Here is a 25,000-nt window from a genome sequence, read left to right on the forward strand (position 1 = left end):
GCTGGCCTGTGATCAGTTGGAAGGCGGCAGGTTGAATTCGTCGCTCCGCCGCTCGCGCGAGCTGGTGAGCAATTCATCACTGCGTTCGGGGCGCTGCTGCGGCGTCGGCGTCAGCAGCGCGGTCGGCGTCGGTGTCGTCTTCGCCCCGTAAGGCGCGACCGGCAGCGATTTGCCGGGCGCGGGTTCGAGCCCGTCGGCCGCCCCGCAGGCGGTCAGCGACAGGCCCGACAGGGTCAGCCCGGCGAGAAGGATCAGGCGTGTCATTCGCTCGTCTCCCGTGCGGCGCGGATCGCGGCGCGTACATTGTCGGGCGCGGTGCCACCGAAGCTGGTCCGGCTGGCGACCGACGCGTCGACCGACAAGACGCCGTACACCCGGTCGTCGATCCGCGCATCGATCGCCTGCAGATCCTCGATCGACAGCGCGTCGAGCGCGATGCCCAGATCCTCCGCGCGTTTCACTGCACGCCCGGTCACATGGTGCGCCTCACGGAACGGCAGCCCCGCCTCGCGCACCAGCCAGTCGGCAAGGTCCGTCGCGGTCGCAAAGCCCGCCTCGGCCACTGCGCGCATTCGCTCGGTCCGGAACGTCGCGCTCTCGACCATCCCGGTCATCGCCGCGATCGACAGCGCGAGCAGGTCATGCGCCTCGAACACCGGCGGCTTGTCGTCCTGCATGTCCTTCGAATAGGCGAGCGGCAGCCCCTTCATCGTCACCATCAGCGCAGTCATGCAGCCCATGATCCGCCCCGAATGGCCACGCACGAGCTCGGCGGCATCGGGATTGCGCTTCTGCGGCATGATCGAGCTGCCCGTCGACCACTGGTCGCTGAGCGCGACGAAGCCGAAGGGCTGCGACGCCCAGAGCACGAATTCCTCCGCCAGCCGCGACAGATGCAACGCGCACTGGGTGGCCGCGACGAGGTAATCGAGCGCGAAGTCGCGGTCGCTGACCCCGTCGAGCGAGTTGGTCATCGGTCCGTCGAAGCCGAGCGCATGCGCGGTCATCTCGCGGTCGATCGGAAAGCCCGTCCCCGCCAGCGCCGCCGAGCCGAGCGGCGAGCGGTTCATTCGCACGCGCGCATCCGCAAACCGGCTGACGTCGCGCGCGATCATCGCGTGATACGCCATCAGGTGATGGCCGAGCGTCACCGGTTGCGCGGATTGCAGATGCGTGAACCCCGGCATGACGCTCGCGGCATGCTCCTCGGCCCGCACGAGCAGCGCTGCCTGGAACCCGCCTAGCGCCGCGAGCACCTGGTCGATCGCATCGCGGACCCAGAGCCGGAAGTCGGTCGCGACCTGGTCGTTGCGCGACCGCGCGGTATGCAGACGCCCCGCGACCGGACCGATCGCCTCGGCCAGCCGCGCCTCGGTCTGCATATGGATATCTTCGAGGACGAGGTCCTCGGCGACGCCATTGGCGGCATAGTGCGCCGCGACCCGGTCGAGTCCCGCGGCGATCGTCGCGGCGTCGTCGGGCGAGACGATACCCTGCGCGCCGAGCATCGCGACATGCGCCTTGGAGCCGGCGATGTCCTGCTTCCACAGTCGCTTGTCGAAGGGGATCGAGGCGTTTATCTCCCGCATGACCGCGGCCGGACCCTCGGCGAAGCGTCCACCCCACATCGCATTGGAGCCGTCCATGTCCTCCCCTTCTCTGCTCTCAAGGGCGTCGATCGTCTGTCTCCTGGGTGGCGCAATGCTGATTGCGGGCTGCGATAGGAAATCGCCGGCTCCGGAGCAAGCAAACGCGGCAGGTGCCGCGATGGGCAATGGCGCCGCATCGGACGAAGTCGCGGCCTCGCCCGACGAAGCGACCGGCACCCCCGTCGCCCCGGTCGACAAGATCGACCGCAGCCACAAGGGCGAGACGGGGCCGACAACCAGCTTCACCGCCCCCGATGGAAAGTCCGTCACGCTCGCCAGCTTCAAGGGCAAGCCGCTGCTGCTTAACCTGTGGGCGACCTGGTGCGCGCCCTGCGTAGCCGAGATGCCGACACTCGACGCGGTCGCGGGCGCAATAAAGGACAAGGTCCAGGTCGTCGCAGTCAGCCAGGACCTTCAGGGCGCCGAGAAGGTCACGCCGTTCTTCGCGCAAAAGGCGTTCACGACGCTGAAACCCTATCTCGACGCCAAGGCCTCGCTCAGCATCGCCTATCAGGCGAACCTGCCGACCACGATCCTCTACGATTCGGACGGGCGCGAAGTCTGGCGAATGCTGGGCGGCTATGAATGGAACACCCCCGCCGCGGCAAAGCTGATCGCCGAGGCGCGCTGACCGCCCCGCACGACGACGCCCCGCTCCGCCGCGAAAGCTGGAGCGGCGCGTCGGCGACGGCATGATCCCGCCCTGTCACCCTGCACGATCGTCCGGATCTGGACCGTTGTGAGCGTCCAGGACGTCGCTGGAATCGGACGCACCGCGATCAAACCGGGTACGTGCCGCCTGGAAGGTGGCGGCGTTGTCGATGATCCAAGTCCAAAGCGGCATCATCCCGACGAGCAATCCCCGTCCCAGCGGTGTGAGCGTGTAATCGACCCTTGGCGGAACCTCGCCGTGATCCCGCCGCACGATCAGGCCATCGCGCTGCAGGTGACGCAGCGACCTCGTCAGCATTCGCTGTGTGATCCCTTCGAGACGGCGGGCCAATTCCGCATGACGCAGCGTGCCCGATACGCCCAAGGCGTGGACGATGCCGAGTGACCAGCGGTTGCCGGCATGCGCCAGCACGTCCCGCTTCAGCCCGTCATCTTCGTCGCTCAGTGCGTCGCAGGCCGCTTGCGAGCGGGCGATCACCGCCTCGAAGTCCGGATCATCACTCGGTATCACGCGTGTGCCTTCTTCTGCATTGCATCCGTGCGCCTCATCTACCCATCAGGATCATGAGGAACGCCTGATGCCAGACACGAAAACGCCAGCTGCCACCACCCTCGTCATCGGCGCGGGCGAACTCGGGTTGGCGGTTATCGATGGCCTGTTGGCGCGGGACCCGACAGCAGCACCGTCAATCAGCGTTCTCCTCCGGCCATCCGGCGAGGCAGGCGCGATGACCGCCCGGAAGTTGCAGGAAAAGGGCGTTGATATCGTCCATGGCGACCTGGCACGGGATACGGTCGATGGTCTTGCCGCCCTGTTCGCCGGGTTCGACACGGTGATCTGCTGCACCGGGTTCGTCGGCGGCCCCGGCACACAGCGCAAGATCACCACAGCCGTCCTGCAGGCAGGCGCGAAACGCTATGTGCCGTGGCAGTTCGGTGTCGATTACGATGTCGTCGGTCGGGGAAGCGGTCAGGACGTCTTCGATGAGCAATCGGACGTGCGCGACCTGCTGCGGGCGCAAACCGCGACGCAATGGATTATCGTTTCGACGGGCATGTTCACCAGTTTCCTGTTCGAGCCGGCCTTTGGCGTGGTCGATCTCGAACACGCCAGCGTTCACGCTCTCGGCAGCTGGGCCAATCGGCTGACCGTCACGACCGCCGACGATATCGGACGGCTTACCGCCGCGATCCTAGCGCATGAGCCGCGTCTTCGGGATGAAGTGGTGTATATCGCGGGAGATACGTTCTCCTACGCCCAGCTCGCCGAAACGGTCCAGCGTCACCTTGGCCGCGATGTGGAGCGGGTATTGTGGGATATCGACAAGCTGCGGTCCGAGGTCGCGGTGCATCCTGACGACGGGATGCGGAAATACCGCCTCGCCTTCGCACGCGATACTGGTGTGGCGTGGGACAAGGATCGTACGTTCAACGCCGCGCACGGGATCGCAGTGACTGACGTGGCGGCATGGCTTGGTCGGCGGGAGGCCGCGTGAGATGAGCGACTCATCGCCTTCGCAGCGCTTGCGACTCGACGATCATGCCGCTGTCGCCGTCGCGCGTCCCGAGGTTCTGGTCAGCGCCGATGATCGCACGGCTTCCCGGCTCGCCGACCTCGCCGCGACCTATTACGGTTTCTGGAACAACGGCAGCGCGACGCTTTTCGAACGAACCGTTTCCCCCCGCTACACGGATCACACCTTGCCCGCCGGTCGTCAGCAAGGTCCGTCCGGTCTGGCGGATGCTGGCGCGGCCTTCTTTGCGGCCTTCCCCGATGGTCGGGTAAAGATCCTCCAGCAGATCTTGGCGGAAGACCGCATCGTCAGTCACCTCCGCGTTACAGGGACGTTCACCGGGCGCCGCGGGGGCATGGATGGAGCCGGGCAGGCCATCGACTATCTTGCGACCGATATCATGCGGGTCGTTGACGGACATGTTGTCGAGAATTGGCACGTCGAGGATCACGAGACACTGCATCGCCAACTCGCCACGATAATCCCCAAATGACGTCTTGTGCTCGCGAGCCTCTTTTCGCAGCGCTGCGACGCTCCCCAACTATCCTAGGATCCGCAATGCTTCGGCATGGAGTGCCGGAGTCGCGGCGACCAGCACCGCGCCGCCTTCCTCCGCCCGCCCTCCGTCGAGCCGCGTGACGACACCGCCCGCGCGCTCGATGATCGGGATCAGCGCGACGATGTCATAGGGCTGGAGCAAGGGCTCGATCGCCAGGTCGATCCGGCCTGCCGCGATCATCGCCATCGCATAGCATTCGCCGCCATAGCGGATCATCCGCACAGCCGCCTTCAACCGTGCGAAACCGGGCGCGAGGTCGTCGCCGAAATGCTCGGGCGAGGTGGTGTGCAGGATCGCGCGATCGAGGCTGCCGACGTCGCGCGTCGCCAGCGGTCGGCGCACACCGTCCCGCTCGGTCCACGCGCCGTCGCGATCCGCCCAGAAGCGTTCGCGCGTGAAGGGTTGGCTCATCATCCCCAGCTCGGCCCGGCCGTCGACCGTCAGCCCGATCAACGTCCCCCAGACGGGCAGACCACAGATGAACGGGCGGGTGCCGTCGACCGGATCGAGCACCCATCGAACACGCCCGCTGCCCGTCAGCCCGAATTCCTCGCCGAGGATGGCATGGTCGGGGAAATGCGCACCGATCTCGGCGCGGATCGCGACCTCCGCCTCCCGGTCCGCCTCGGTCACGGGGTCGAAACCGTACCCCTCCTTCACCTTGGTATCGACCGCGATGTCGGTGCGGTAGCGAAGCATCGTCTCGGCATCGGCAAGGTCGGCAAGGCGATGCAGGAAGGCGGTGTCGGGAAGGATCATGATCTACGTCCATTGGCGGTGGCGGCCTTCGCGCACAGCGGTACGAGACACAGAAGGGCCGTGAGCAGCCAGAAGGCGGCGGGCAGGCCGATGCCCTGCGCGACAAAGCCGATCACGGCGGGACCGGCGAGGATCCCGGCATAGCCGATCGTCGTGACCGCGGCGATCGCGAGGCCCGCCGGCATGACGATCTGCTTGCCGGCCTGGCGGAACAGGATGGGCACAACGTTCGACGCGCCAAGACCGATCAGCAGGAACCCGAGCAGCGCGACCGATGCAACCGGCGCGAGCAGCATGACGCCGTAGCCGAGCAGCGAGAGCAGCCCGCCCCACAGCATCGTCCGCCGATCCCCGAGCCTGGCGACGATCGCGTCGCCGGTCAGGCGGCCGGCGGTCATCGCCACCGCAAAGACGCTGTAGCCCAGTCCCGCCTGCGTGACCGGCAACAGGCCCTTGCCGCTCAACAGCAACGCCCCCCAGTCGAGCATCGCGCCTTCGGTCAGGAAGGTGATCGCCGCGAGCGCCGCGAGCAGCACCACGATCCCGCGCGGGATCACGACCAGCGGGGCCTCCTCGGTCCTGGGGGTCGGGATGAGCCGGCGCGCGGCCAGTGCCAGCGTTGCGATCATCAGGACCGACGCTGCGACGGCCCCGGCGACCGGACTGATCTTCAACGACAGGACGGCGGTCAGCAGCGCCGATCCGACGAAGCCGCCGACGCTGAACAACCCGTGAAACCCGGACATCAGCGGCGTGCCGGCCTGCTTCTCCACTTCGACCGCATGCACGTTCATGCCGACTTCGATCACGCCGAGGAATGCGCCGAACAGCAGCAGCACGACCGCCATGGTGGGCACCGTGGGAGCAAAGGCGAGGAAGGGCAGCAGGATCGCCTGCCCGATGCCGCCGACGAGGATCGCCGGTCGCGCGCCGAGCTTCGAGGTCAGCGGCCCCGCAAGCTGCATCGCGCCCACCGAGCCGAGGCCGAGACACAGCAGCAGCAGCCCGAGCGATCCGTCGCCGATCGCCAGCCTCTGCTTGGCAAGTGGAACGAGCGGTGCCCAGCAGGCGAGCCCGAAGCCGGACACGAGAAAGGCCAGGCGCGTCGCAAGGCGCGCGCCGGAAGTTTGAATCGTCACTGGCGGATATCCTCGGATCAGCGCTGGCCGCGCGGGTCTTGCGGGTCGGCACGCGCGATGGTGGCGCCGACCTTCGTCAGATCGCGCACAAGGTCGGCATCGGCGTCGTGCTCGACGACGATCTGCGTAAGGGCATCGACGCCGAGGACCCGGTGCGGGGCGTGCTGGCCGAGCTTGTCGTTCGTCGCGAGGACGATCGTGCTGCGGCTGTGCGCGGTCAGCGCACGTTTGAAACTGGCGTCGGCCGGGTCATAGGCACTGACGCCCCCCTCGGCGGATACCGCGCACGCGCCGAGGACACACAGGTCGATGTTGAGCCGCGCGATCGCCTCGAGCGCCGTACCATCGACGGCGCCGCCGACCATCCGGTCGATCATGCCCCCCACCACCAGCAGATCGATGTCGTCGCGATGCTGGAGCGCCGCGGCGATCGTCACCGAACTCGTCGCGATGGTCAGATTGAGATAGGACGGCAGCGTCTCGACAAGGGCGAGATTGGAACTGCCGTTGTCGATGAAAACAAGGCTGCTCGGTTCGATGACCCGAACGGCGGCGTCAGCCAGCGCCCGCTTCCTGTGCACATCCTCGCCGACGCGCTCGGCCATCGGCCTCGCCCCTTCGACGACGGGCAAGGCGCCGCCATAGACGCGGCGACACAGGCCCTCCGCAGCAAGACCCCGCAGATCCCGCCGGATCGCATCCTCGGAAACGCTGAACTCCTTGGCAAGCGCACCAGCATGAACCGATTCGCCTAGGGATAGACGGGCAAGGATCGTATCGCGACGGCTGGACGGGATGTCATTGGGCATCCGCTGTTCCTAGCCCTCATACCGTGCATAAACAAGATGGTCATCCATCAATCATGCATGATCGGGCATCATGTCCACATGTTGAGACTCATTACTCCCCATGTTCCATCTCGCGGATGGGAGATCGGGAAGCCCTGTCAGGGGCTTCCGATCGGGACGGGGTAAGCGCCTCAGGTCGATCCCCTCGACTCACGGTACACAGCCTCAATATTGTTTCCGTCGGGATCATACATGAAGGCCGCATAGTAACCCTCGGGATAGCCATCCGTTCGCAGACCGGGTGCGCCGTTATCCACCCCTCCCGCAGCCAGCCCGTGGCGGTAAAAGTCTTCGACAGCTTCGCGCGATGTAGCGCGGAACGCCGTGTGCTGCTTCGCGCCGGTTGGATGGAAAACGTCGAGCCAGAACGCGGGATAATCGGTACCGAACGCAACGCCTGCCAGGTCGGCGTCCCCATCGTTGGCCAGCCCCATAGTCGCGTTGATCCGCATAACGACTTTAGCCCCGAGGGGGCGAAGTGCCGCTTCGTAGAACCGCGCAGATCGAACGATGTCAGTGACACCGATGCCGGTATGATCAAGGAGCCAATTGGAAGCGTCTGCCATCGGATCTCTCCATCAGATTGCTGCTCGTTGTCTTATCAGACCATGCCCGGCAAAATCGTCGCTCCGCAAGCTCAACTGGGTTCGTCGCGCTTCCCAAAGTGCCTTAGTCTTCGGCAAAGACGCCGCGTTTGGTGTGGCTAGCTACGCCCCCCCTCAAATTCTGCCATTCCGCTTGCCGCTCCACCCCGAATATTCCGCGTCCTCCCCATTGCGAATGGTCGACCGATATGAAATTCTCGAGCGATGATGACCAGCACTGGAGGATGTCAGTGTGGCGCGGTGCGGTTCCGGATTGACGCCGATCTGGAAGACGCCTCCATCTGCCATTGTCGAATGTGCCAGAAGGCGACGGGCGGACTGTTCGGGCCTTATGTCGGAGCGCCCTTGTCTGCCGTGACCTGGACCCGCGGTCAGCCGGGTCATTTTCAGAGTTCGAACAAGGCTCGTCGTGGGTTTTGTCGGGATTGTGGCACGCCGCTGACCTTCGAATATGGTGAGGGAAGCATCAGTTTCACGCTCGGTGCCATGGACGAACCGCACCTGGTCCATCTGACCGAACAGCTCGCGTCGTCCGAGCGCATCGCCGACTTTCAGGCATTGGCCAATCTGCCCGAACGCCCGCTAGATGAGCCACGAGCGGCGGCGCATCTGGCAGGAATTGTCTCTCTCCAGCATCCTGACCACGATACAGTCGACTGGCCACCGAAGTCATAGACCGCGGTCCGCTTTCCTCTGCAGACCGGTCATTCATGCTGCACGAATCGAAGCTGTCGCATCAGCATCGTCATGCATTCGGAGGCCTGCTTGCGGCTCCGATCCGTCGCTTGACGCAGCAGCGCATGCGCTTGCATTCTGCTCACGCCCGCCGCGATGTAAGGAGACAATGATGGTTCTCATGTTGGCGCTCCTGCTCGCAGCACCGCAAGAATGCGTCGATACACGGCGCGAATGCCGCGCCTGCACGACGACCGACGGGAAGCAGCGTTGCTCGAGCCCGGGCATCGCGTGCCAGCCTCTGACCCGCCTGTGTCGGCCGAACACCGACATCGCCGCCGCGGAACGGCCAAAGACTGCAAAGCCACGAGCGGGGCAGCAGCCAGAAAAGCGATAGGACAGCACTCGGCTGCTCCCGGAGGACGGCATGCCACCGTCTGCCCCTGTCATGGAGGTCCGGCCTCGGCGTCGAAGGGTGAAGCGTGTCCTTTGACACGACAATCTGCCCCCTTAGGTCAGAACATATCGCGATCTGCCAAAACAGGTGACAGGCCTTTTAACCGATCAACCGGGTTTTTGACACCGGTTTGTCCGGTGTGATTCAGTTAGGCTCCCCCTTACGACACGTCGATTGCGGGAAGGTCGGCTTCAGGCTGTCGATGCCGCAGCGGTCAGTGCCCGGTAGAACGTGGCATGGTGGCACTTGAGCAGCTTGGCAGCTTCGCGCACCGAGGTGCCCTCGTTCACGAAACGCTCGCCTAGTGCGATCTGGTCAAGTGTGGGCTTGGCGGGCGCCCGAAGCGGACTTCCCTCGCCTTGGCGACCACCCGCCCACTGCTAGTAAGTTGGTGGATGAGTTCGCGCTCAAACTCGGCGGCGCCGGCGAACACGGTTAGTACCATGCGACCTGCTGGCGAAATCGTAACTGCCCAAGGCTCGGCTAGCGAGCGTAGGCCCGCCCCACATCCTTCAACTTTTCAAAGATATCGAGCAGATGGCGAGTGGAGCGTGCCAGCCTGTCCAGCCGCGTCACCACCACCATGTTATCGTCGCGCTGCTGCTCAATCATCTTGCTCAGTTCGGGCCGGTCCCGCTTCGCACCAGATACCTTTTCCTCGAATGTCCGCTTGCACCCCGCCTGTTTCACGCGTCGCGTTGCAGCCGGAGATTTTGGTCATCGGTGGACACACGGACATAGCCGATCAGCATGTCGCATAATTGCATCGAAAACCGCCGGCCATGCAGCACACTTTTGCGACATTAGCTCCTGAGAGAAAACGAGCGCTTGGCGCTCTGTTGCAAAACGTAGGACATGCGCGACGTGAGCTATTAATCCACGTTGGCCGTGTCGGAAGAGACGCGCTCCTCGTGGATGATCATCTTGTGAAGAGAGCTTCTGCTGCGAAGCTATCGAATCCTGAAAATCTCGTTCGTCGTTGTAGCAGCCAGGACAGTGGCGGCGGCGTAAGGAGAATGATGATGCGCGTGATGGTGTTCGTGAAGGCGACCGAGGATAGCGAGAAAGGTATGAAGCCCTCGCCCGAACTCAGCCGGATGTTCGTGGACATGGGCAGATTCAACGAGGCGCAAGTGAAGGCCGGCATTCTAGTCGCCGGTGATGGGCTAAGGCCCTCGTCGCATGGAAAGCGCATCGCATTCGATGGTCCGGACCGCACAGTTATTGACGGACCTTTTGCCGAAACGCGCGAACTCGTCGCAGGGTATTGGCTCTGGCAAGTCAGCACCATGGACGAGGCCGTCGAGTGGGTGAAGCGCTGTCCGAACCCGATGTTCGGGCCGAGCGAGATCGAGATCCGTCCACTGTACGAAGCCGAGGACTTCGCCGACCTCATCCCGGCCGAAGCATCAAAGATCCACGACGGCGTCGGTAAGAGGCTGGCAGAGCGCTGACGAGCGTGCGCAAAGGGGGCGACGGCTCGTACGACGCCGCGGCGCTACGCTAGAGGAAGCCGAGATTCCATGACGAACGGTCCCATGCCGCCAGATTGGGCAGCACAGTAGTCAGTTCGCCGTCGCTGGTCCCGAACCAGCTTGCCAGCGTCGCGGCATATTGATCGACCGAGGTGGTCGGCAGCAGCCGGCCGCGACCGACATCGTCAGGCGTGTTGCTGCCGACGATCGGTGGCTTGCCGATGATCTGCCGTCCCTTGACGGCCCCGCCCACGACCCAGTGCATGCCCCCCCAGCCATGGTCCGATCCGTCGCGGTCGGCCGACAAGGTACGTCCGAAATCGGACGCCGTGAAACTCGTGACGCGGTCGGCAATCCCCATCGTGACGGTTGTGTCGTAGAATGCCTTCATCGATTGCGCGACCGCGCCCAGCATGTTCGGCTGTTGTGTCACCAGGCCGTTGTGCCGATCAAACCCGCCCATCGATACGAAGAACACCTGTCGCTTCACCCCCAGGTCGGACGATACCGACATCATCCGGGCAACCAGTTTGAGTTGATCGGCAAGCGAATAATCGGGGAACAGGCCGAAATTATCCTCCGGCGCATTGGCCAGGGCTGCGTTGACCTGGGCATAGGTGTCGAGCGACCGCCGCACGACCTTGGCATAATCGTCCGCCATCAACGTCTGGCCGCCACCGGTCATCAGCTGGCGCAGCGTGTCGGCAGACGTGGCCGAGCCGAACAGCGTCTTGCTGTTGCGGAGCAGCGGAACCGGTCCGCTGCCGGAGACGGAATAGGGAATCGCCTGCCGCCCGGCCAGATACACCGCATTGCCGCTCGCGTTGATGCAGGTCAGCGTCGCCGATCCATTGCCCGCCGCGACCAGATCACCGATCCGCCCGCCCCAGCCGGTCGCGGCACCCTCGGGATGGGACGCCTGGAAGAAGCTCTGCTGGTCGTTGTGGCTAAACAATTTGGGCGGCACGCGGACGGTCTTGGCCAGATATTGCGCCTTGGTCGTCGGCTCCATCAGCGTGCCGACATTGAGCAGCATCGCCATCTTGCCCTGATCGAACAGCGGAAGCAGCGGAGCCATCGCCGGCGCCAAGGCGTAATGGCGCCCGCCCGGGAGCGCCTGGTCGGGGCGCAACAGCATCGGTGCCAGTGCCTCGCGGGTCAGCGCGACGCTCGGCCGGGCCTTCAGATAGGCGGCGTAGCTGGTGTCATCATAGGGCGCGAGCGTGTTGGCATAGTCATTGCCGCCATAGAGGAAGACGCAGACGAGCGCCTTGTAATCGCTGGCACTCGCTGCGGCCGCCTCGCCGATCCAGCCGAGCGTGTCGACCAAAGGCGCGGCGACGCCGGCCAGGCCGAGCTGAGCACTCCGCGTCAGGAAGGATCGGCGCGAATGATGCTGGTTCAGGTGCATGGGACTATCGCAGTACGAGGCCGTCGGGGGAGGCGAGCGTCAGCATGATCGCCACCCCGACACGGTTGATGGGGCCATCCGATTTGGACAGGCTGATGCTCGCTACCGCCGCGCGGATGGCGGCGACGGTGGCGGGGGGTAACTGGCCGGCTGCGAGCAGCAGTATGACCTCGTCGACCAGCGCGTTCGCGTCCGTGGCCTTGGCGAGTATCTCGGTATAATCGGCCTTCACGTCGCCGACCCCGCCCGAAACCGTGGTGTACATGAAGTTGATGAACGACAGCACCGTCTGCTCATTGACCAGCTGGAACTCGGGTGCGACGAGCCCAGCTCCACTGACCTGCGTCCCCGGTGCAGAATAGCCAGGGCGAAAAAAGCCGAAGACCGAGGGCGATCGCCCCGGCGACTGGCCCAGCTTGGTGATGGCGCTGAGGTCGCCGATCTTCCACTTGCCGGCGGTCACCGCGTTGAACGCGCGCGCCCAGCCGGTAAATCTCTGCACCGGATCGCGCAGCCGGCCTGCGGAAGGGTTGGTCAACGCGCCAGGGCCACGCACCTCGGCATGCAGCAGGATCGCACGGACCGTGGCCGCCAGATCCCCGCGCTCGCCCCGACCATTGTCCACGAACGTGCGGGCGACGCTGGCGACATAGGCGGGCGACGGATTGCTGCTTGTCAGCCGCTTGATCAGGTTTAGCGCGAGGAAGGGCGCGACATTGGGATGACGGAAGATGATGTCGAGCGCCGCAGGGATCGCCGTGGCGCCGGGACCACTGACCGTCGCGCCCAGCACGGTCGAGGCCCCTCCCTCGTGGATCGACTCGTTGACGATCATCGGCAGCCGCAGCCGATCCGGCGTGTTCTTGTCGGCATTCGCATAGGTCAGCCCGGTCAGCACCCGGGCGAACTGTGCCACGTCCTCGCTGCCGTAGGTTTCGATCGGCTCGCCGCCCGCCAGCTGCGGCGTACCGTCGATATTCAGCTGATGCAGCCCCAGCGTGAACAGCTGCATGAGTTCGCGGGCATAATTCTCGTCCGGCTCCGCCCCGCTGACGGGATCGCCCTTGCGGTTGTCGAGATAGGTGAGGAACGAGCCCATCGCGGTGCTGGTCGTGATCTGCCCGATCAGTGTCCGGTAATTGCCGAACGCATTGTCCATCAGCACGTCCATATAGGCGGCGACCTGCATCGTCGGCCAGGAGCCGGTGACGCCGTCCATCCCGACGACCAGGAAGTCGAGCAACGCCATACCGACGCGCTGGCGCAACTGGTCCTGCCCGCCGATCAGCTGGCGCCAGATCGTCTGGTCCCATCCATACCCCGTGCCCGAGATGTAGGAACGGTCGCCCTCGACCCGGACGCTGACCAGCCAGTCCCAGTGCGAGATCTCGCGCGGCATCGCCATCTGTTCGTCGATCCAGCCCTCGAAACCGAGCGTCATCACCTTGTCGATGTCGGCGCGGGTCGCGCCCATGGTCGCCTGCAGCAGGAAACGGCTCGCCTCCTCCTGGGTGACCGGCGCACGGACCACCTGGATCGGCTCGGTGGACGGACCGGAGGTCGCCGGCTCACGGGGTGCTGGTGTCGGAGTTGGGGTCGGGCTCGGTGTCGGTGTCGGTGTCGGCGTCGAAACCGACGGGGTTGGCGTGGGAGCGGGTGTCGGCGTTGAAACGGGCTCCGGCGTCGGAACAGGCACGGGTGTTGGAACAGGCGTTGGGATCAGCGCCGGCACCACAACGATTGACCCTGCCCCGGCAGCAGCGCCACTGCCGCTACCACCGCCTCCGCCGCATGCCGCCATGAGCAGTCCTGCAGCCGGTGTTGCCAGTTTCACGCTGACCGCCTCAGACGTGGCTTCCGTTATTCCGTCATCCGCTGTGAAATCAGCAAATCGGTCTTTCAGCACGCAACAATCCCCGGCGGTCGCGACGGAGATGCTAACGGCTCCGTGCTCCCCTCATTTGCCGGGTGGTAGTTAACAGCGGGTTTGGAAATCCCCTGTTCCCAAATATTTCTACGATATATGCCGGATTTGCATGGTTGCGATGTTCATGAGCATGAAAGCTGCCTTCGCCTTGGCTTTAAAATAGGTTAAACGTAATTTAACGTTACCCCCCATCGCAATCAGCGGCACAAAGACATTGTCGCTCTCTGTGTCTTCGATGACCCGGTGAACGGCGGGGGATTTACCGGCCAGATCTGGCCGGTCCTGAATCCGATCGAGGGGATTTCCGGGCTCAACTCAACTACTGCACAAAGCCGATGTGCATTGGACGGGGCGCATTATGAACGCACAGCTCAATCACGCTGAAAATGGGTGAGTTAATTTCCATCCACTGCGTTCAAGATTGCACGGCCATAGTTCGTTTTGTTAAAGCGCTCGCCAGCCTCGCGAGCCTGATCGGCGGTTATGAAGCCTTGGTGAAACGCAATCTCTTCGAGACAGGCGACCTGAATGCCTTGGCGGTGCTGGATGGTGCGCACGAATTCGCTAGCTTCGAGCAAGCTATCGTGCGTGCCGGTGTCGAGCCAGGCGTAGCCACGCCCCATCTGTTCGACGAACAGGTCGCCCGCTTCCATGTAGATGCGGTTGAGATCGGTGATCTCGAGCTCACCGCGGGCGGAGGGCTTCAGGTCGCGCGCGAACTGGACGACGCGGTTGTCGTAGAAATACAGGCCGGTGACCGCATGGTGCGACTTGGGCTTTGCCGGCTTTTCCTCGAGGCTGACGGCCTTGCCGCCTTCGCCGAACTCGACCACGCCGTAGCGCTCGGGATCGTCGACGCGATAGGAGAACACCGTTGCGCCGCCCTTGCGCGCGACCGCGCTCGCCAGCAGGTCGGTCAGGTGCGCGCCAAAGAAGATGTTGTCGCCGAGCACGAGCGCGACATCGTCGTCGCCGATGAAGTCCGCGCCGATCGTGAACGCCTGGGCGAGGCCCTCGGGCCGGGGCTGTTCGGCATAGGAGATGGCGAGACCGAACGCAGATCCGTCCTCAAACAGGCGACGGTAATTGTCGATATATTCGGGGCTCGAGATGATCAGGATGTCGCGGATGCCGGCCAGCATCAGCACCGAAAGCGGATAGTAGATCATCGGCTTGTCGTAGACCGGCAACAGCTGCTTGTTCACGGCGAGCGTTGCCGGATGAAGCCGCGTGCCCGAACCGCCGGCGAGAATGATGCCCTTCATTGGGAGATGTCCTTCTTGGGGGCCCCGAGCAGTTCGTCGAGGATATTGCCGAGCGCGGTCTGCCACGCGGGCGGATGGATGCCATAGTCGCGCGTGATCGCGTCATGGCTGAGCAACGAGTTTGCCGGGCGCGTCGCAGGTGTCGGATAGTCGCTGGTCGGGATGCCTTCGACCTCGGCGCTGGCCCCGCCCCGCGCGGCGCTCTGCGCGAAGATCTCGCGTGCGAAGCCGGCCCAGGTGACCGCGCCGACGTTGCTGAAATGATAGACGCCGATGGGGGCAGCGGGATCTTCGACGAGGCGCATCGCGATCGTCGCGAGCGCAGTGGCGAGATCGGTCGCGGACGTCGGGCTGCCATGCTGGTCGTCGACGACGCGCAGGCGCGGGTTGGTCGCGCCGACGCGCAGCATCGTCTTGACGAAGTTGTTGCCGTGCGCGCTGACCACCCAGGCGGTCCGGACGATCGCGTGGCGCGCGCCAGAGGTGCGGACCGCGAGCTCGCCGCCAAGCTTGGACGCGCCATAGACGCCGAGCGGCGCGACCGGATCGGTGACCTCCCACGCGCCGTCGCGCGCGCCGTCGAAGACGTAATCGGTCGAGACCTGGACGATCGGGATGCCGGCCTTGGCGCAGGCCTCCGCGAACGCCGCGGGGGCCATCGCGTTGACCGCCCAGGCGGTGACGATGTCGCTTTCCGCCTTGTCGACCGCGGTATAGGCGCCGGCCGAGATCACCGCGGCCCAGGGCGTGCCGTCATGGCCGCCCGCGACCATCGCGGCGATCGCCGCGGTGTCGCGCAGGTCGAGCTCGTCGATGTCGATCGCGGTGACCGCCCAGCCCTCGGGCCAGGGATAGCGCTTGAGCTCGGTGCCGAGCTGGCCGTTGCCGCCGGTGACGAGGATCCGCTTCATACCGCCAGCTGCGGAAGCATCGCTCATACCGAAAGCCCGCGACGCTGGTCGGCCTTGTGCTCGGCGACGATCGCCTGCCACCAGTCCTGGTTGTCGAGATACCAGGCGACGGTCTTTTCGATGCCCGTCTCGAACGTCTCGGCGGGTTCCCAGCCGAGCTCGTCCTTGATCCGCGTCGCGTCGATCGCATAGCGCTTGTCGTGGCCGGGGCGGTCGGCGACATAGGTGATCTGCGTCGCGTAAGGCTGGCCATCGGCGCGCGGGCGGAGGCGATCGAGGATCGTGCAGACAGTCTTCACGACCTCGAGATTCTGCTTCTCGTTGTTTCCGCCGACATTGTAGGTCCGGCCGGGCTCACCCTTTTCGAACACCGCGTGGAGCGCGCGGACATGATCCTCGACATACAGCCAGTCGCGGACCTGATCGCCCTTGCCGTAGACGGGCAGGTCGGCGCCCGCGAGCGCCTTGACGATCATCAGCGGGATCAGCTTTTCGGGGAAGTGATACGGCCCGTAATTGTTGGAGCAGTTGGTGATCAGCACCGGCAGGCCGAAGGTGTGGCCCCAGGCGCTGACGAGGTGATCCGACCCCGCCTTCGACGCCGAATAGGGCGAACGCGGATCATAGGGCGTCTCTTCGGTGAACAGCCCGGTCTCGCCGAGCGAGCCGTACACCTCATCGGTCGAGATGTGATGGAAACGGAACGCCGCCTTCGCCGCGTCGCCGAGCGACAGCCAATAGGCGCGCGCCTCGCTCAGCATCGTGAAGGTGCCGACGACGTTGGTCTGGACGAACGCGCCGGGGCCGTCGATCGAGCGGTCGACATGGCTCTCGGCGGCGAGATGCGTGATCACATCGGGCTTGAACCCGGCGATCGCGGCGCGGACCGCGTCCGCATCGCAGATGTCGCCCTGGACGAAGCGGTAGCGGTTCGAATCCGCGACGCGCTCGACCGTCGTCAGCGTGCCCGCATAGGTCAGCTTGTCAAAGTTGAGGACTTCATGGTCGGTGTTTTCGATCAGGTGACGGACGAGCGCCGAACCGATGAAGCCGGCCCCGCCGGTGACGAAAATGCGCATTATTATATCCTTCAGGCGAGCGGGGCCAAAGGGCGGCCATCATAAGCAAATGGGCTGTCGAAATCGGCAAGCAACGGCTGGACGGCGTCTTTGGCACTCAATTCAAGAGTTGTGCATTTTGGCACTGGCCAGTTTATTCCAATCTCTGGGTCATCCCATCGAATTCCACCGTCATTCGCCGGAGCATAAGTATCAGAGCATTTGTAAGTGACTTCGCAATCGGGCTCTAACGTCAGAAATCCGTGAGCGAAACCGACCGGGATATACAACTGATGCCCGTTTGCCGCACTGAGTTCAGCGCCAACCCACTTACCCCAGGTAGGCGAGTCTTTGCGTACATCGACAGCGACGTCGAAAATCCGGCCACGTATGCACCGCACGAGTTTGTCTTGGCCACGTGGCGGTGTCTGAAAGTGCAGCCCACGCAAGGTAAATGCCGAGCACGACAACGAATGATTGTCCTGCACGAAATTGCACGAAATACCGAGGGCGTTGAACGTCTGGCGATTATAGGTTTCGGTGAACCAGCCGCGTGAGTCGCCGTGGCGGCGAGTACGAATGAGCTGGATGGGGGGCGGCATTGATTTTTGACGATCCTATTGTTCGCGCGACGCTTAGCCCATGAGACGCTGTAGCGGGAAGAGGTTTCGCGCCGTTCAAGGATGGTGAAGGACACGGGCGGGTATGGATTCTGGATGGCGGGTATGCGATCCAGCATCGGGGGGCGAACTCCTTCCGCCCTGAAGGTGGAGGCCGAGCTTGCGTCGCCGCGACGGCAAATGTAGTGCGCGATCTTTAATGCCAGGGATATCCGGCGATGTAGCGGTCCTGGCACGTTGCGGCGATGTGATCCGTAGCAAGATCGCCGAATAGGATCGTGATGTGAACGACGTACCTCCCCCAAACACTGGTTCCAATACGATGGGACAGCAACTTCAGTGGCTTGAGCGTGTTCGATGGCAGTTGGGGCTAGGAGTCTTGTTATGCATCGCATTTCCGGCCGCCACTCGGTATTTGTTGACTCCTTTATGGATCAGCGCACCAACTGAATTTAATAGTTTATGCGCCGCAACAATAGCAGTTGTATTCGGATATATATTTCTGCGTCGGTTACACGTTTTTCCCGGCATAAATGCGCTTGGTTACGTAATGCCATGCTTTTCGGCGACATTTGCTCTAGCTGTCCTAGTAATGTTTGCACTACGCTTAGACTATAGCCGTCTTCCACTCTTCATATGCTATATTATGGCTCTGGCGTGGTTCGGAGCAATATTTATGATCGTTTATCGTGACAAGATAATACGACTGGCAATTGTTCCAGGAGGGGAGGCCGAGAGAGTGGAGCGGCTACAGAATGTCCGCTGGCAGATGCTGCAGTCACCTGAAGACGCTCTCGATAATTGCGAAGGCATTGTCGTCGACCTAAATGCAGATCACCTTGAAAAATGGGAGCGTTTCATCGCTGATAGCGCGCTCACAGGGTTGCGGGTATATGATGTGAAGCAGGTCGTTGAACAGATGACCGGTCGTAGTGAGATTGATCGCCTGTCATTAAATACGTTGGGTTCTGTGAATCCCAATGAGGTATATTTTAAAATTAAGCAGGCAATCGAGTGGCTTGCGGCAGGCTTAGCCTTGCTTCTCCTACTACCGTTGTTCGGAATAATCGCCCTTGCCATCAGATGGGATAGCGTAGGCCCAGTATTCTTCCGTCAGGAGCGCATCGGATTTCGGGGCATTCCCTTTCGGGTATTCAAATTCCGAACCATGACGCATCGTTCAGAAGGCTTCCACGATGATGCCCGGCATTCGGCAATCACGTTAACAGGTGACGCTCGGATTACACGCGTGGGACGTTTACTTCGCCGCTCGAGGCTTGATGAGTTGCCGCAAATTATAAACGTTTTGCAAGCGCAGATGGGGTGGATTGGACCCCGCCCAGAAGCGGTTGCACTAACTAAATGGTATGAGAAAGAACTGCCATTCTATCATTACCGTCATATTGTTAGGCCTGGTATAACCGGCTGGGCACAAGTGTGCCAAGGACATGTAGCTGACGTTGATGACGTGAGAAATAAGCTATACTATGACTTTTACTACATTAAAAACTACTCTTTCTGGCTAGATATAGTTATAGTTATGTTGACTATAAAGATCATGATAACCGGGCACGGTGCAAAATGAGCTTGCCTAATTTCGATGAAAAACGGGGATATAACGTTCTTACGCACCCTTCAGCTCTTGTGGACACAAAACAAATCGGTCCCGGTACGCGGATTTGGCAATTTGTTGTAATTCTTGGCGGGGCGGTAATTGGTAAGGATGTGAATATATGCTCCCACGTATTTGTTGAAAATGACGTACTCATAGGTGACCGAGTAACAATAAAAGCAGGAGTTCAGCTATGGGACGGTATAACAATAGAATCTGACGTCTTTGTTGGTCCCAATGTGACTTTTGTAAATGATCGGTACCCACGGTCGGGAAACCGTGAATTTGCTTTGGAACGTACATTGTTGAAACGGGGATGCAGTATCGGCGCCGGGGCATGCATTTTGCCTGGTATCGAAATTGGTGAAGGGGCGATGGTTGGCGCTGGTGCTGTAGTAACCAAAAATATCGCTTCTAATGTGACTGTCGTTGGCAACCCCGCGAGGCCCTTGTGACACCCCTGCTTGATAAATGCACGATTATCGACCTGCCTAAGATCTCGGACCCCCGCGGAAATCTGACCTTTATTGAGGCCGGTAGGCATGTGCCGTTCGATATCGCGAGGGTTTATTACCTCTATGATGTTCCTGGTGGGGGAGAGCGTGGAGGGCATGCTCACAAGCAGTTGCGGCAGCTCATAATTGCCATGTCCGGCAGCTTTGACGTCGTTCTCGATGATGGCCTGCAGACGCAACGGGTCCATCTCAATCGATCTTATCAGGGGCTTCTCGTTTGTCCTATGATATGGAGGGAGCTGGATAATTTCTCGTCCGGCTCGGTCTGCATGGTTTTGGCATCAGAGAGGTACGACGAGGAAGATTATTACCGCGACTATGATGCGTATTTCAAGGATCGCCAGTGACGATGAAAATCCCCTTTTTAGATTTGAGCCGTGCGACGCAGGAGCGGCGAGACGTTATCGATGAAGGCATCAAGCGCGTAGTTGACTCGGGTTGGTACATTCTGGGTCCCGAAGTGGAAGCTTTCGAAAACGAGTTCTCCAATTTCTGCGAGTGTCGGCATGCCATCGGTGTTGGTAATGGTCTTGACGCGCTCCGCATCGCGTTAATGGCCCTAGAAATAGGGCCAGGTGACGAGGTTATCGTACCTGGCAACACCTTTATCGCGACATGCTTGGCAGTGTCGCAAGTAGGAGGGGTGCCCGTGCCGGTTGAACCCGATCCTGTAACGCATCTCATCGACCCCGCATTGATCGAGGAACGTGTAACGTCAAGGACACGCGCGATCATACCCGTGCATCTATACGGGAGTCCCGCTGATCTTGATGCGATTGCTAGTATCGCTCGGCGCCATAACTTGGCTGTCGTTGAAGATGCTGCGCAAGCCCATGGGGCGGCCTATCGCGGCCGACGGATTGGCGGTCACAGCACCGTTACCGCTTGGAGCTTCTACCCCGGCAAAAACCTCGGCGCGTTTGGTGATGGCGGGGCGTTGACCACCGACGATGACGATCTGGCGAATAAAATACGGACACTACGTAACTACGGATCGTCCCGTAAATACGTTAACGAGGTCATTGGATTAAATAGTCGTTTAGCGCCGATCCAAGCGGCCGTGCTGCGCGCCAAATTGCCTGCGCTAATAGAATGGAATGCGCGCCGAAAACAGATAGCTAAGTTGTACGACGAGGGGCTGGTCAATACGAATCTTGTGTTGCCAGTTACCAATGCGGCCTGTGAGAGCTCGTGGCATTTGTATGTTGTTCGCGCAGCAAATCGCAGTGAGATTCAGACTTCCCTTGCCCAGCAGGGAATAGAAACGATCGTTCACTACCCAATCCCCCCCCATCGACAGCAAGCTTATAGCGGAACGCCACTCGCAGGGTGTAATTTACCCGTCACTGATCGGCTAGCCGATCAGGTGCTCAGCCTACCTATCGGCCCGCATCTATCCATTGAGGATGCGACCCGGGTGGTTGACGCACTACGTGGCACGTCGATCGTCGCTCCGAACTGATTTGGCCGCTATGGAACTACGCCCTGCCCAACTAGACACCCATGAACGTACGTTTGGTCCAACGCGGACATGGCTTTTTGTGCTAGCAGCACTAATGCAAATAGCATCACTGTCGCAGCTGCCCCTCCTTCAAGAAAACGTTATTGCTAAGGTAGGATTATCAATCAGCGAGTTTGCAGTACTTGCCATTCTACTATGGCAGACGCGGATGGTTCCTAAACTTGGCCGTTGGTTTGGAATTATACTACTGCTGGTTGTACTCCGTTTTGTATATGCGTGGCTGATCGGTTATGTACGCTATGGAAGTACGTTAGCGGGAGCTTTGCAAGAGGGAAGATTTGGTCTCCTTATCACAATTGCCCCGGTAGCGTTTCTGCTATTTCGTAATATGACAGTGCGCAATATTGGCGATATGGTTTTGGGATTAACTGGCGTACTAATTATCGCTGACATTCTAGTAACTTGGTTTTTCGTTAGGACGGGATACCTTTCTATTGGTGGCCGTGGGTCAAGCCGATATGTAATTTCGGTAATCCCGATTGTATTATTTGTCTGGATTAGAATGATTATTTCGATCCAGAGCAATGAGCCTCTACGGTACCAAGAACTCGGGTCTCTGAGTATTGCATTTTTACACATTGTTTTATTTAGCACTAGCCGAAGTGAGGCTATGCTGTGCGGGTCTATAATCGGTCAGTGGATATATGTTAGGCAGCCACTCCTACGCTGGCCACTATTGGCAATTGTGTTGGGAGTTATCTACTTTGCTTATGTTTCGATACAGCCATCTGGTGATTCCCAAATTGCGGGTCGCGACTATCGCGCAGCCATAGCCTATTCACGTGATGCCTTTCCTTTTGGCATCGGCTTAGTTCCAGAAGCGATTCAAAAAATCCAGTTGGGGACAGCTGGAAACTTTTTTGCCTCGGACTATGGCCCAATACTGCTTGTATATCGCTATGGGATAGTTGGAGTTGGTATTGCCATAGCCATGTTATACATGTGGCTACGATTTTTCGTGAAGACAGTGACCATTCCTGGAACCTATATCGTTGCCGCAGGAATTATCGCCTACTTCATGATCGTGCCATTACTCGACTATGGCAGCATGATTGGCGGACTTTTGATCGGTGCAATCTTGGCGGTAATGGCAAGCGCACCGCGGGCGCAGGGTGATACTGCCGAGTTAATGCCTAAGAGGCAGTCGATCGCACGAGTTAATATTGCATGACAACGTCATTTCCAAATTTCTTAACCATGGAACAGTGCTTGAACCTTGAAGAGGGTTATTTGATCACAGTTAATATGCAGCATGTGTATGAGGCGCGTCGCTCGCCCTTAGCAGCCGCTGCCATGTTTGATGATGCTGGCGCACGTCACTGTCTAGATGGTCGTGGAGCCGCGACATTGTTTCAGCGAGTCCTGGCGGCCAGTATGGAGCTGGTACAAGGAAATGTACTGCTTAGCCAATGGCTGACGCGAACAAAAAATAGTCGACTGCTTGTTATTGGATCTAGTGCCGAAACCGTTCGTAAGGTAACAGATAAGTATCCAGACTTAAAAACGGTAGTTGATGAAAGAATCATCCAAATCAGCTCATTGGCTGATGCAGTAACACAAGCGGATGCAATTCTTGCATGTCATCCAGGACCATGGGGTCTTATAGCGATCGCGCTTGGGGTGCCAAAGCAGGAATTACTAGCGCAAGCGCTCTGGCATCGAATTAATGCGCCAATTTACTGCATTGGCGGCTCGTTTGAGATTCTTGCAGACACCCTTCCTCGGTCCCCGGAATGGGTTCAGGCGATCGGGATGGAAGGAGTCTGGCGTCTACTTATTGAACCATCCAGCAAGCGTTGGGATCGGCTCGTAAGAAGTTATGCCACATTCTTTGTTCTACGGATGATGGTGCCATCGCTAGTACGGCTGACAGGCGGGAAAGACTAAAATGGTAGGCTCGTTAGTTAGCATCGTTGTAGTGTCGTACAACCAGGCCGAATTTATCGACTTGGCCCTCAATGGCTGTGTTAAGCAAAGTGAGGACTATCCCAATATTGAGATCATCGTCGCCGATGACGGATCGACCGACGGAACGCGTGAGATAATTGACCGATGGATCAAGAACTATCCAAGCCTAGTCCGGCTGGTAGGGGGCACGGTTAATCGCGGGATTGCTGCCAACTTTAACGCTGGATTAGGAGCCGCTCGCGGTACTTACCTGGCTTGGCTTGGCGGCGATGATGTTATGCTTCCGGGGAAGATCATCCAGCAAGTAAAAGTCCTCGAAGAGGATCAGACTGCATCAGGTTGCTATCACGATGCGGAGGTGTTCTCTTGGCCTCAAAACGAAACACTTGGTTTGTTTTCGCAACTCTATGGCGGCCGAGCCTTCTCTGTCGATAAGGTTGACGCTCGTAAAATGCTTGATCCAAGGGTACAGATGCTGCCCTCGACGTTATTACTACGGCGAGACCGAATGCCGGCCGCGTTTGACGCTCGGTTCCGGTTTCACAACGATTACATATTTGATTTTGAAATGATCGCCACAGGCGGTCCCTATATCCGTGTCGCTGGGGTGTATGTGCGCTATCGCAAGCATTTAGGGAGCATCGGCCGCGACGAAACGGTTCGCGGCATGGTGCTTGAGGAAAATCTTATGGCTCTAGGACTCCTCACAGCGCGCTTTCCACGCTATGCGAAGCATATCCGAAAACGCGCAACTTACTACCTGATCCTTGAGGCACTGAAGAGCTTTCACGGTGGAGATCGCATACGGGCGCGACAGCTGTTACGCGCTGCTTACGTTCAAGGTGCACCACTTAAGGCACTTGGACTGTCGATAGTCGGCCCATATGCTGCCATTCTTACCGAACCGCGCTATCGCGCCGTAGCCATGAAACTGAGGTCGCTGCTGTCATGACGTCTGCCTGTCCCTTGTGCGGGGCGCCATCTAAAAACCTGGCTGTACTTGTGGATCACTTTTTCGGGTCCCCGGGAGAATGGGCATATCAACGTTGTACCAGTGCTGTGTGCGGCGTCGCCTTTCCTCTGCCCGCGCCAACTGATGCCGAACTGGCCACTGCCTATTCGACCTATTATACCCATGAAGACAGCGGAGGCACCTCGCTGCCAGGCCGGATCGAAGCGCATCTTTCAACGTTGGGTGCGCGGGCATATGGTAAGATCCGGCACTTCCCGGTGATAGGTTGGCTGGCCGAACAAATTGCTTGGGAGCTAGGTGGTCTGAAGCCGCGCGATGGGCTGATCGTTGATATCGGCGCCGGTGACGGGGCGCGCCTTAAGCGGCTGCGACATTCTGGATGGACACAGGTGGCAGGCGTTGAGCCTGATCCCCAAGCGGTGAAAGCCGCACGCGCCGCATCAATTGACGTTAACGTCGGTAGCGCCGAGGCTGTACCGATGGGGGACAATAGCGCCGATGCCGTATTAATGCATCATGTCATCGAACATGTGCGCGACCCGCGAAAAGCGTTTGTCGAGGCGCATCGGATCTTGAAGTCAGGCGGCGAGTTGTCAATTGTCACGCCAAATATCAACAGCATAGGAAGAGAGCGTTGGGGAGGATTCTGGCGCGGATTTGAAGCTCCGCGCCACTTGACTATTTTTACGCTTGCCGCGCTCGACATGCTGGCGCGCGATACTGGTTTCGAAGTAACTTGCAATCGATCGTCAGCGCGTAGCGCGGCTTGGGTTGACGAGGTGAGCGGGCAAGCTGCTGGTGCTACTTCGATCCCGCTGGGCCGTCTGGCGCGCCTGCGCCGCGCCGATAAAGCCTTCCGCGCGCAGGCGGGAACAAGTGATCGGGGGGAGGAGATAGTCTTCGTTGCCCGCAAGCCGCACGTGTAA

25 protein-coding genes and 2 pseudogenes are annotated in these 25,000 nt (G+C 60.6%); 13 read left to right on the plus strand and 14 right to left on the minus strand.

What is annotated here, in order from left to right:
* Window positions 1-12: 12 nt before the first annotated feature.
* Complete coding sequence (locus tag IFT54_RS00440; RefSeq protein ID WP_031394336.1) at window positions 13-264, minus strand: hypothetical protein; 252 nt, start codon at window positions 262-264, stop codon at window positions 13-15.
* Window positions 261-1,628, minus strand: a complete 1,368-nt coding sequence (argH, locus tag IFT54_RS00445) for an argininosuccinate lyase (protein ID WP_192069660.1) — start codon at window positions 1,626-1,628, stop codon at window positions 261-263. The genes IFT54_RS00440 and argH overlap by 4 nt, the downstream gene beginning before the upstream one ends.
* Window positions 1,629-1,767: 139 nt before the next feature.
* Between argH and IFT54_RS00450 the strand changes: the two genes are divergently transcribed.
* Window positions 1,768-2,280, plus strand: a complete 513-nt coding sequence (locus IFT54_RS00450; protein ID WP_342354738.1) for a TlpA family protein disulfide reductase — start codon at window positions 1,768-1,770, stop codon at window positions 2,278-2,280.
* A 75-nt stretch (window positions 2,281-2,355) separates the two neighbouring features.
* Here the strand turns inward: IFT54_RS00450 and IFT54_RS00455 are convergent, their stop codons facing one another.
* Entirely contained in the window at window positions 2,356-2,832 is a 477-nt protein-coding gene (locus IFT54_RS00455; protein WP_166746657.1) for a winged helix-turn-helix transcriptional regulator, read from the minus strand.
* Window positions 2,833-2,899: 67 nt separating this feature from the next.
* Here IFT54_RS00455 and IFT54_RS00460 point away from each other — a divergent pair, with 67 nt between their 5' ends.
* Complete coding sequence (locus IFT54_RS00460) at window positions 2,900-3,817, plus strand: aromatic alcohol reductase (protein WP_192069276.1); 918 nt, start codon at window positions 2,900-2,902, stop codon at window positions 3,815-3,817.
* A 1-nt stretch (window position 3,818) separates the two neighbouring features.
* Window positions 3,819-4,328 (plus strand): ester cyclase, encoded by a 510-nt coding sequence (locus IFT54_RS00465; protein WP_192069277.1) that lies wholly within the window; start codon window positions 3,819-3,821, stop codon window positions 4,326-4,328.
* A gap of 48 nt (window positions 4,329-4,376) precedes the next feature.
* On the opposite strand, the gene hisN is transcribed toward IFT54_RS00465, so the two are convergent.
* From hisN to IFT54_RS00485, 4 genes are all read right to left on the minus strand, one after another.
* Window positions 4,377-5,153, minus strand: a complete 777-nt coding sequence (gene hisN, locus IFT54_RS00470) for a histidinol-phosphatase (RefSeq protein ID WP_192069278.1) — start codon at window positions 5,151-5,153, stop codon at window positions 4,377-4,379.
* Entirely contained in the window at window positions 5,150-6,292 is a 1,143-nt protein-coding gene (locus IFT54_RS00475; protein ID WP_192069279.1) for an MFS transporter, read from the minus strand. The genes hisN and IFT54_RS00475 overlap by 4 nt, the downstream gene beginning before the upstream one ends.
* Before the next feature lie 17 nt (window positions 6,293-6,309).
* Window positions 6,310-7,101 (minus strand): DeoR/GlpR family DNA-binding transcription regulator, encoded by a 792-nt coding sequence (locus IFT54_RS00480; RefSeq protein ID WP_192069280.1) that lies wholly within the window; start codon window positions 7,099-7,101, stop codon window positions 6,310-6,312.
* 170 nt (window positions 7,102-7,271) lie between these two features.
* Window positions 7,272-7,706 (minus strand): VOC family protein, encoded by a 435-nt coding sequence (locus tag IFT54_RS00485; RefSeq protein WP_192069281.1) that lies wholly within the window; start codon window positions 7,704-7,706, stop codon window positions 7,272-7,274.
* Between the two features lie 243 nt (window positions 7,707-7,949).
* On the opposite strand from IFT54_RS00485, the gene IFT54_RS00490 reads away from it, so the two are divergent.
* A complete protein-coding gene (locus tag IFT54_RS00490; RefSeq protein WP_192069282.1) occupies window positions 7,950-8,420 on the plus strand; it encodes a GFA family protein in 471 nt (156 codons plus the stop codon).
* 758 nt (window positions 8,421-9,178) lie between these two features.
* Here IFT54_RS00490 and IFT54_RS00495 read toward each other — a convergent pair.
* A pseudogene (locus tag IFT54_RS00495) lies at window positions 9,179-9,567 on the minus strand (recombinase family protein).
* Window positions 9,568-9,899: 332 nt separating this feature from the next.
* Here IFT54_RS00495 and IFT54_RS00500 point away from each other — a divergent pair.
* Window positions 9,900-10,250 (plus strand): annotated as a pseudogene (locus tag IFT54_RS00500) (YciI family protein); the annotation flags it as partial.
* 130 nt (window positions 10,251-10,380) lie between these two features.
* Here IFT54_RS00500 and IFT54_RS00505 read toward each other — a convergent pair.
* The 6 genes from IFT54_RS00505 to rfbC form a co-directional block, all read right to left on the minus strand.
* A complete protein-coding gene (locus IFT54_RS00505) occupies window positions 10,381-11,763 on the minus strand; it encodes a DUF1501 domain-containing protein (protein WP_192069283.1) in 1,383 nt (460 codons plus the stop codon).
* Between the two features lie 4 nt (window positions 11,764-11,767).
* Window positions 11,768-13,294: a DUF1800 family protein gene (locus IFT54_RS00510; RefSeq protein WP_197984535.1), complete on the minus strand. Its 1,527-nt coding sequence runs from the start codon at window positions 13,292-13,294 to the stop codon at window positions 11,768-11,770.
* A gap of 791 nt (window positions 13,295-14,085) precedes the next feature.
* Window positions 14,086-14,955 carry a glucose-1-phosphate thymidylyltransferase RfbA gene (rfbA, locus tag IFT54_RS00515; protein WP_192069284.1) on the minus strand — a complete coding sequence of 290 codons (870 nt, stop codon included), beginning with the start codon at window positions 14,953-14,955 and terminating at the stop codon, window positions 14,086-14,088.
* Window positions 14,952-15,893, minus strand: coding sequence for a dTDP-4-dehydrorhamnose reductase (gene rfbD, locus IFT54_RS00520; protein ID WP_244648418.1), 942 nt, complete (start codon window positions 15,891-15,893; stop codon window positions 14,952-14,954). The genes rfbA and rfbD overlap by 4 nt, the downstream gene beginning before the upstream one ends.
* Window positions 15,890-16,945, minus strand: coding sequence for a dTDP-glucose 4,6-dehydratase (gene rfbB, locus IFT54_RS00525; RefSeq protein WP_192069285.1), 1,056 nt, complete (start codon window positions 16,943-16,945; stop codon window positions 15,890-15,892). Before rfbB ends, rfbD begins: the two co-directional genes overlap by 4 nt.
* Before the next feature lie 11 nt (window positions 16,946-16,956).
* On the minus strand, window positions 16,957-17,526 hold the full coding sequence (rfbC, locus tag IFT54_RS00530) for a dTDP-4-dehydrorhamnose 3,5-epimerase (protein ID WP_192069286.1): 570 nt from the start codon (window positions 17,524-17,526) through the stop codon (window positions 16,957-16,959).
* Window positions 17,527-18,220: 694 nt separating this feature from the next.
* Between rfbC and IFT54_RS00535 the strand changes: the two genes are divergently transcribed.
* The 8 genes from IFT54_RS00535 to IFT54_RS00570 all read left to right on the plus strand — a co-directional run bounded on the left by IFT54_RS00535 (window position 18,221) and on the right by IFT54_RS00570 (window position 25,000).
* Window positions 18,221-19,129, plus strand: a complete 909-nt coding sequence (locus tag IFT54_RS00535; RefSeq protein WP_166746644.1) for a sugar transferase — start codon at window positions 18,221-18,223, stop codon at window positions 19,127-19,129.
* Window positions 19,126-19,611 (plus strand): acyltransferase, encoded by a 486-nt coding sequence (locus IFT54_RS00540; RefSeq protein WP_166746643.1) that lies wholly within the window; start codon window positions 19,126-19,128, stop codon window positions 19,609-19,611. The genes IFT54_RS00535 and IFT54_RS00540 overlap by 4 nt, the downstream gene beginning before the upstream one ends.
* Complete coding sequence (locus tag IFT54_RS00545; RefSeq protein WP_166746642.1) at window positions 19,608-20,018, plus strand: WxcM-like domain-containing protein; 411 nt, start codon at window positions 19,608-19,610, stop codon at window positions 20,016-20,018. Before IFT54_RS00540 ends, IFT54_RS00545 begins: the two co-directional genes overlap by 4 nt.
* 2 nt (window positions 20,019-20,020) lie before the next feature.
* The gene (locus IFT54_RS00550; RefSeq protein ID WP_192069664.1) at window positions 20,021-21,133 is read left to right on the plus strand and encodes a DegT/DnrJ/EryC1/StrS family aminotransferase; all 1,113 of its coding nucleotides are present in this window, start codon (window positions 20,021-20,023) and stop codon (window positions 21,131-21,133) included.
* A 94-nt stretch (window positions 21,134-21,227) separates the two neighbouring features.
* A complete protein-coding gene (locus IFT54_RS00555) occupies window positions 21,228-22,364 on the plus strand; it encodes a hypothetical protein (protein WP_192069287.1) in 1,137 nt (378 codons plus the stop codon).
* On the plus strand, window positions 22,361-23,080 hold the full coding sequence (locus IFT54_RS00560) for a WecB/TagA/CpsF family glycosyltransferase (protein WP_192069288.1): 720 nt from the start codon (window positions 22,361-22,363) through the stop codon (window positions 23,078-23,080). Before IFT54_RS00555 ends, IFT54_RS00560 begins: the two co-directional genes overlap by 4 nt.
* Window position 23,081: 1 nt before the next feature.
* A complete protein-coding gene (locus IFT54_RS00565) occupies window positions 23,082-24,053 on the plus strand; it encodes a glycosyltransferase family 2 protein (protein ID WP_192069289.1) in 972 nt (323 codons plus the stop codon).
* A 50-nt stretch (window positions 24,054-24,103) separates the two neighbouring features.
* Window positions 24,104-25,000: a methyltransferase domain-containing protein gene (locus IFT54_RS00570; protein WP_192069290.1), complete on the plus strand. Its 897-nt coding sequence runs from the start codon at window positions 24,104-24,106 to the stop codon at window positions 24,998-25,000.

The sequence above is a fragment of the Sphingomonas sp. CFBP 13714 genome (assembly GCF_014842205.1).
Classification (GTDB): Bacteria; Pseudomonadota; Alphaproteobacteria; order Sphingomonadales; family Sphingomonadaceae; genus Sphingomonas; species Sphingomonas aerolata.

Coding starts and splice junctions, on each gene's coding strand:
- IFT54_RS00440 (WP_031394336.1), bottom strand. CDS start 264: ATGACACGCCTGATCCTTCTCGCCGGGCTGACCCTGTCGGGCCTGTCG.
- argH (WP_192069660.1), bottom strand. CDS start 1,628: ATGTGGGGTGGACGCTTCGCCGAGGGTCCGGCCGCGGTCATGCGGGAG.
- IFT54_RS00450 (WP_342354738.1), top strand. CDS start 1,768: ATGGGCAATGGCGCCGCATCGGACGAAGTCGCGGCCTCGCCCGACGAA.
- IFT54_RS00460 (WP_192069276.1), top strand. CDS start 2,900: ATGCCAGACACGAAAACGCCAGCTGCCACCACCCTCGTCATCGGCGCG.
- IFT54_RS00465 (WP_192069277.1), top strand. CDS start 3,819: ATGAGCGACTCATCGCCTTCGCAGCGCTTGCGACTCGACGATCATGCC.
- hisN (WP_192069278.1), bottom strand. CDS start 5,153: ATGATCCTTCCCGACACCGCCTTCCTGCATCGCCTTGCCGACCTTGCC.
- IFT54_RS00480 (WP_192069280.1), bottom strand. CDS start 7,101: ATGCCCAATGACATCCCGTCCAGCCGTCGCGATACGATCCTTGCCCGT.
- IFT54_RS00485 (WP_192069281.1), bottom strand. CDS start 7,706: ATGGCAGACGCTTCCAATTGGCTCCTTGATCATACCGGCATCGGTGTC.
- IFT54_RS00490 (WP_192069282.1), top strand. CDS start 7,950: ATGATGACCAGCACTGGAGGATGTCAGTGTGGCGCGGTGCGGTTCCGG.
- IFT54_RS00505 (WP_192069283.1), bottom strand. CDS start 11,763: ATGCACCTGAACCAGCATCATTCGCGCCGATCCTTCCTGACGCGGAGT.
- rfbA (WP_192069284.1), bottom strand. CDS start 14,955: ATGAAGGGCATCATTCTCGCCGGCGGTTCGGGCACGCGGCTTCATCCG.
- rfbD (WP_244648418.1), bottom strand. CDS start 15,893: ATGAGCGATGCTTCCGCAGCTGGCGGTATGAAGCGGATCCTCGTCACC.
- rfbB (WP_192069285.1), bottom strand. CDS start 16,945: ATGCGCATTTTCGTCACCGGCGGGGCCGGCTTCATCGGTTCGGCGCTC.
- rfbC (WP_192069286.1), bottom strand. CDS start 17,526: ATGCCGCCCCCCATCCAGCTCATTCGTACTCGCCGCCACGGCGACTCA.
- IFT54_RS00535 (WP_166746644.1), top strand. CDS start 18,221: ATGATCGTTTATCGTGACAAGATAATACGACTGGCAATTGTTCCAGGA.
- IFT54_RS00540 (WP_166746643.1), top strand. CDS start 19,126: ATGAGCTTGCCTAATTTCGATGAAAAACGGGGATATAACGTTCTTACG.
- IFT54_RS00550 (WP_192069664.1), top strand. CDS start 20,021: ATGAAAATCCCCTTTTTAGATTTGAGCCGTGCGACGCAGGAGCGGCGA.
- IFT54_RS00555 (WP_192069287.1), top strand. CDS start 21,228: ATGCAAATAGCATCACTGTCGCAGCTGCCCCTCCTTCAAGAAAACGTT.
- IFT54_RS00560 (WP_192069288.1), top strand. CDS start 22,361: ATGACAACGTCATTTCCAAATTTCTTAACCATGGAACAGTGCTTGAAC.
- IFT54_RS00565 (WP_192069289.1), top strand. CDS start 23,082: ATGGTAGGCTCGTTAGTTAGCATCGTTGTAGTGTCGTACAACCAGGCC.